The 6,220-nt window shown below is 31.9% G+C and carries 7 protein-coding genes and 1 pseudogene; 4 read left to right on the plus strand and 4 right to left on the minus strand.

Going from position 1 to position 6,220, the window contains the following annotated elements:
- The 4 genes from BN38_RS05720 to BN38_RS05735 all read right to left on the minus strand — a co-directional run.
- Positions 1–325: transposase (locus tag BN38_RS05720; protein ID WP_195890885.1), on the minus strand; the 325-nt coding region annotated here is incomplete at its 3' end.
- A gap of 79 nt (positions 326–404) precedes the next feature.
- Positions 405–1,112 carry a heparan-alpha-glucosaminide N-acetyltransferase domain-containing protein gene (locus BN38_RS05725; protein ID WP_044566008.1) on the minus strand — a complete coding sequence of 236 codons (708 nt, stop codon included), beginning with the start codon at positions 1,110–1,112 and terminating at the stop codon, positions 405–407.
- A 137-nt stretch (positions 1,113–1,249) separates the two neighbouring features.
- A complete protein-coding gene (locus BN38_RS05730; RefSeq protein ID WP_044566009.1) occupies positions 1,250–1,759 on the minus strand; it encodes a type 1 glutamine amidotransferase domain-containing protein in 510 nt (169 codons plus the stop codon).
- A gap of 48 nt (positions 1,760–1,807) precedes the next feature.
- Positions 1,808–3,613: an ATP-dependent helicase gene (locus BN38_RS05735; RefSeq protein ID WP_044566010.1), complete on the minus strand. Its 1,806-nt coding sequence runs from the start codon at positions 3,611–3,613 to the stop codon at positions 1,808–1,810.
- Positions 3,614–3,686: 73 nt separating this feature from the next.
- On the opposite strand from BN38_RS05735, the gene BN38_RS05740 reads away from it, so the two are divergent.
- From BN38_RS05740 to BN38_RS10915, 4 genes and pseudogenes are all read left to right on the plus strand, one after another.
- A complete protein-coding gene (locus BN38_RS05740; RefSeq protein WP_044566011.1) occupies positions 3,687–4,484 on the plus strand; it encodes a nitroreductase family protein in 798 nt (265 codons plus the stop codon).
- A gap of 40 nt (positions 4,485–4,524) precedes the next feature.
- A complete protein-coding gene (map, locus tag BN38_RS05745) occupies positions 4,525–5,331 on the plus strand; it encodes a type I methionyl aminopeptidase (protein WP_044566012.1) in 807 nt (268 codons plus the stop codon).
- Between the two features lie 12 nt (positions 5,332–5,343).
- On the plus strand, positions 5,344–5,880 hold the full coding sequence (locus BN38_RS05750; protein ID WP_044566013.1) for a GNAT family N-acetyltransferase: 537 nt from the start codon (positions 5,344–5,346) through the stop codon (positions 5,878–5,880).
- 164 nt (positions 5,881–6,044) lie between these two features.
- Positions 6,045–6,220: pseudogene (locus BN38_RS10915) on the plus strand (transposase); the annotation flags it as partial.

Here is a 6,220-nt window from a genome sequence, read left to right on the forward strand (position 1 = left end):
GTGGGTTTTGTCCATCTAGTAAATATTTTATTCTTAGATCATATTTGCATGATTTTTCTATTTCCCTTGATGAGAATATTCCTTCTGAATAGCAGAATATTATTATTTCCAGCATAGTTACTGGATTTACAGTAGGTTTTCTTCCAAATGATGAGTAGACTTTTTTTAATTCTGCTAGGTCTATACTTTCAATTATATTTTTTACAAGCCTTAGCTTAACATCATTTTGAATGTATATTTCTGTATTAAAGTTTAATTTTAATTGAATTGTATCATTAACTAGTGTAAAATTAGTTAGTGATGATGTATTTGTAACGGTTTTCATAAATACATTGTATCAGAAAAAGACGAGGATGTTTAGTTTCCTCGTCTTTTTTCTATGTTAGGACTTTTGCAACAGCCCCTTATTTTTGTGTCAAATTATAGATAAGTGTTACAAGAGGATACAAAATTATCTGATGGGCTAGGTAAATTTCCATAGAATGACGGCCGATTTTTGCTAAGAATGAGTCATTAGTTTTTGAAGATCTATCTTTGATTCTAATAAATTTACCCAGTAAATATCCTCCTATAAATATAAAAAGCCAAGGGATTATAGGAAAATAATCACTAGAAGTAAAAGATTCTCCTGGAAAACCTAGGATAAATAAGTTCTTGTCATATAAATTTTTGAAAATACCATACAAGGATCCTCTTGGTACATTGTAAGTTATGATAAATAATAAGAAAAATACAAAAAATAACTTATCATTTATCTTTAAATATTTTTGCATAAGTCCTGTTATTATCATGGCAGCCCCAAGTCCATTTAAAACTCCCCAGATTATTGACTGCTCGGGAGCAAATAGGTAGGTTACAAGACTTATGGCAAATCCAATGAGTGATGTGATAATACCTCTTTTGATATTTTTACTTGGATTTAAAAAATTGGATGTAAGGCCAGAAATAGTAAAAAAAGATGTGGCTATTGATAGCTGCCAAATCTTATTTAAAAGTGTCCCGTCATACCAAGAAACTTGCCAGTAGTAGTTGATGTTATACATAAGGTGGAATAATACCATAGAAATTATGGTAAATCCACGAAATTTGTCTATAAAATAATTTCTCTTCATACTTATATTATAACACTGTTTTATTAATAGTTTAGTTTAAAATCTTAATTAAAAAAGGAGTATATGTAGCTTATTTTTTAAGTTATTTTAGGTTCAATTAAGACAAAAAGAGACCTGCATTTGAGCAGGTCTTAGTTTTACTTGGAAAGTTCTTCTACAAATGTTTTGATTTGAACTGGCAAGTCTTTTGGTGTTCTTGCTGTTATTATTTTTTGATCTACTACTGTTTCTTCATCAACCCAGTTTGCACCAGCATTTTTCACATCAGTGCTGATAGTTTTTACTGATGTTGCCTTTACACCTTCTAGGATGTCTGCTTCTACCAATACCCATGGGCCGTGGCATACAGCTCCTACAACTTTACCAGATTCATGCATTTCTTTTACAAATTTAACAGTATCTTCACATTTTCTCATAGCATCTGGAGAATATCCACCTGGAATATATACACCGTCGTAGTCGCTTGCTTTTACATCTTTACTAGCTAGGTCAGATTTTACTTTAAGTCCACCAGATTTGCCGACATATTCCGTATCTTTTTCTGTACCTACTAGGTCCACTTCAAAATCTTCTCTAAATCTATGGTAAGGATAAAGTAATTCACTTTCTTCAAAATTATTTTCAATTAGCACTGCTATTTTTTTCATTTATATCTCCTTTGTATCTTACATATCGTCTCTATATATTTACCCAAATTATTGATTTTTAATATCTAGGTAAAAAGGAGAAGGCTCGACCTTGATTCCAAAGCGTTTTTTGAGACTTATTAGGTGGAGATTTTCCCTGGCCCTGGTCATAGCTACATAAAAAACTCTGCGTTCTTCTTCTAGTTCGTTTTCCTTATCATCTTGGTCAACTATCATAGGGAATTCATTTTTTACTAGGTCTACTACAAAAACATTGTCGTACTCCAGTCCCTTGGACTTGTGGATGGTTGAAAGGATTAGATTAGAATTTTTATTTCTGTTGACATAATTCTTGTAGGTCTCAATTCTTTCATAAAATTCATCAATAGTTTTTAGCCCCTTAGTAAAATTGATAATACTTTCAAGGTATAAGTCCTTGTTGAAAATTACTTCGTTGTACTTTGATGAGAACATTTTGATATAGTCTTTGTAACCCATATAGGTATAAATATAGGAGATCTTGCGATCGATAGTAAGCTTTCTTATGTGCTTTATTTGTTTTTCCTTATCCATGAGATTGTAGGCTTTCTCATCATCGACAATTTCATATAGATAGTCAAATATGCTGGAGTTAATTGGTTTATATTCTAGTTGTGCGACCTCTTCTTTACTTAAGTAAGTTTTTATCTTGTAATAAATATCAGAAAAAACTTCTACATCGTCTGGATTTTCAGAAAAATAAATTATTTTTTCCATATCTTTGATGACTATAGAGTCAAAAAAATCATAAGATCCACTATTTATAGCAAATTTAATCTTATCTTCCATGAGAAAACTAACTAAATTTAGGGAAGAGATGTTGTTCCTATATAAAATCGCATTTGTTTTACCATCTTCTATGTGATTTAATATGTATTTGTAGGCATCATATGAATCTTTTCTATAGACTAGATTTACCTTATTTCTAGGAGGATTATTGGTAAATATTTCTTTTTCGTATCTATTTTTATTAAGTTTTATAAAGCTATCGCTCACATTTACTATTTGGGTAGATGATCTGTGATTTTCATTCATTGTGATAATCTTTGCATCTTTAAAGACATTGGTGAAATTTAAAAGATAGTCTGGATTGGCAGCCCTAAAACCGTATATGGACTGGTCATCATCAGCTACTACCATGAGATTATTTTCTGGGTAGACTATTTTTTCAAGGATTTTAAATTGCAAGAGAGAAGTATCTTGACCCTCGTCTAGTTGTATGTACTTGTATTTGTTCTTAACATATCTTAATAAGCGTGGATCTTCGGATAGGAGCTTGTAAGCTAAAGTCTGCATATCGTCAAAGTCAATATAAAAATTTTCTTTTTTGAAGTTTTCATATATCCTATAAATCTTTTCTATATTTTTGATATCAGATTTTTTAAGATAAGAAATATCTGATAGGGAATTTCTCATGTAACCCACGTAGGAAAAAAAGTTTTTTAGGTCTTCATTGCTCATAGTGCGATTATTTATGTCAAAATATATTTTTTGTATGAGATTGTACTTGTTGTATGTATCATCACTTTCCAAAATTTTAAGCTTGCGATTTTGCCTTTTGTAATAATTTCTAATCACTAGGTAGCAAAAAGCGTGGATTGTCATAAAATTCGTTTTGTAGTCTATGGCTTCTTTTCTTTCAAATCTTTTTTTCATATCCATTGCCTGAGTCCTCGAAAAAGTTAGAGATAGGATTTTTTCAGGATTAATTTCCTTTGAAAGCTCATCAATTCGCTCTAATAGCATGGTTGTCTTTCCTGCTCCAGGTACTGCGAGGACCATACATGGGCCATTTTTATGATTTTTTGCTAGTATTTGTTTCTCTGTTAGTTTCATATATCTATAATACCATATAAAAATTTATAAAAATATGGTATGATGTTTATAGAATACATACACGGGGGTAACTATGGAAACCAAAAATTTTTTGAAATATAGAATATCTACTAGAAATTATAAGAATGAAAAATTAGACGAAGAAACAAGCAAGAAAATCTATGAGATTGTAAATGAAGAAGCAGAAGAACTAGGCAAAGAAAACTTAGCTTTCCTATTAAACACAGATGGTGAATCTGTGTACAAAGCGCTTGACGGTGTAGCTGGATATAGAGGAGTTATGATAAAGGCTCCTGCCTATATTGCTATTGATGCACGTAACAACGATCCAGCTACTATTGTTAAAGGTGCTTATGGTGCAGAATCAATTATTACAAAACTTTCTAAGCTAGGTTTAGGAACTTGTTGGATTACTGTAAGTGAAGTGGATGAGCTTGTAAAACAAACTGCATTTAGCTATTCAGAAGGAGATATAAATATATTGCTTGCAGTTGGATATCCTTTAGATGATGAGGCTCATGAACATAGTTATTTTGACAGGGGAGCTACAGAAGATTTGGTATTTTTAGGTGATTTTGATACACCTGCTACAGATGAAGACCTTAAATATAGAGGTTTAGGTCATATATTCGATTATGCTAAATTTGCTCCTTCAACCAATAACCGTCAACCTTGGAGATTCTTAATAGTTGATGATGAAATGCGTCTATATATAGAAGATTACAAGGGATATGAAAATTTGATAGATGCTGGTATAATGATGTATTATATAGATGAATTAAGCAAAGCTTATGCTATGCCATTAGGATTTGAAGTTGATCCGAAAATAGGAAATGATAAATACACATATATCGGAATGACAAAAATGTAAAATATGGCGCTTAGGCGCCTTTTTTTATTGAGAGGTTAGAATGATAAGATTATATACAGAAAAAGATTTTGAAAAGATGAGAAAGGCAGCAGAAGTATTATGCCAAACTCATATAGCACTTAGGGAAGTTATAAAACCAGGAATGACTACAAAGTCCTTAGATGACTTTGCCAACAAATTTATAGTTGACCACAAAAAAGCAATACCAGCTCAACTTGGTTATAGTGGTTTTCCATATACACTTTGCATATCAGTAAATGATGAGATATGCCACGGTTTTCCAAGCGATTATGTCTTAAAAGAAGGGGATATAGTTTCGATTGACAATGTAGTTGACCTTGATGGGGGACTAGCTGATTCTTGTTGGTCTTACAAAGTTGGTGAATTGGCTGATAGAGATCAAAAACTAATGGATGTGACACTAGAAGCCTTAAATCGTGGTGTAAAGGCAGCAGTTGTTGGCAATAGGATAGGTGATATTGGCCATGCTATACAAGAATACTGCGAAGTAGAAAATGATTTTTCAGTTATACGTGATTTTATAGGCCACGGTATAGGCAAAGAAATGCACGAAGATCCACAAGTGCCTCATTATGGCAAGGCTCACAGGGGTCCACGTATACAAGCTGGCATGGTTTTTACTATAGAACCTATGATAGCTAGTGGCAATTGGCCAATGGAACTAGAAGACAATGGATGGGTTGCCAAGACTCGTGATGGATCAAATGTTTGCCAATTTGAACACCAACTAATAATTCATGAAGATGGTCCTGAGGTAATCACCGACCAGAACAAATATGCATTGACTGAAGAAGATAAAGACTTTATAAAATCTTATAAATTTTAATAGGTGGAGTCTATGGACTTAATAAATACACCCAGTGAAAAGAATAAAGAATTTTTTGAAAATTTATATTTTTCTGCTTTCCCAGAAGATGAACGCATAGATACTTCTGATCTCTATGACCTATATAATAAAAGTTTGATAGAAATAGACCTTATTAATCATAATGATAAAAATATTGGTTTTGCAGTAATATACCTAAATGCAAATATACATTTGCTTTCATACTTTGCCATTGACCCGAGATTAAGAGGTATGGGCTATGGAAGCAAGTCTTTAAAGTTACTAAAGGAAAAATATGATGATTTGATGATTGAAATCGAGTCTACCAAATTTAAGGATGTAGATGACTATAGTTTAAGAAATAGGAGAAAGGCCTTTTATATCAGAAATGGCTTCAAAATCCTTGATGCTGAAGTCGACTATTTTGGAATAGAGATGGAACTTATGGCAACCACTAAAGATGCCGGTATAGACGAGTATATGGAAACCTATTTAAATATCTTTGATGATGATTTTGTAAATGAAAATATAAAACTATTGAATATGTAAAAGCCCTAAAGTTAAAAACTTTAAGGCTTTTTTCTTGTTCACTTAAGTGAGTTGAGCGAACGAATGTGAGCGAAACAAAAAACCACCTGCTATGCAGGTGGAGGGATTAAGCTTTAGCTTCAAGACCAAAAAATTCTCACTTGTAATATAATTGTGATAACCACATGCACAATAAAAACAAGGAGAATAAATTGGACAACAATAGTTTATCACATACAAAATGGAGATGTAAATATCATATAGTATTTGCCCCTAAATTTAGAAGACAAGAATATATGGGAAACTAAAAAAGACAATAGGTACAAATACTACGAGAACTATGTACAAAGAAAAGGAATAA

It is taken from the genome of Anaerococcus provencensis (assembly GCF_000312365.2).
Classification (GTDB): domain Bacteria; phylum Bacillota; class Clostridia; order Tissierellales; family Peptoniphilaceae; genus Anaerococcus; species Anaerococcus provencensis.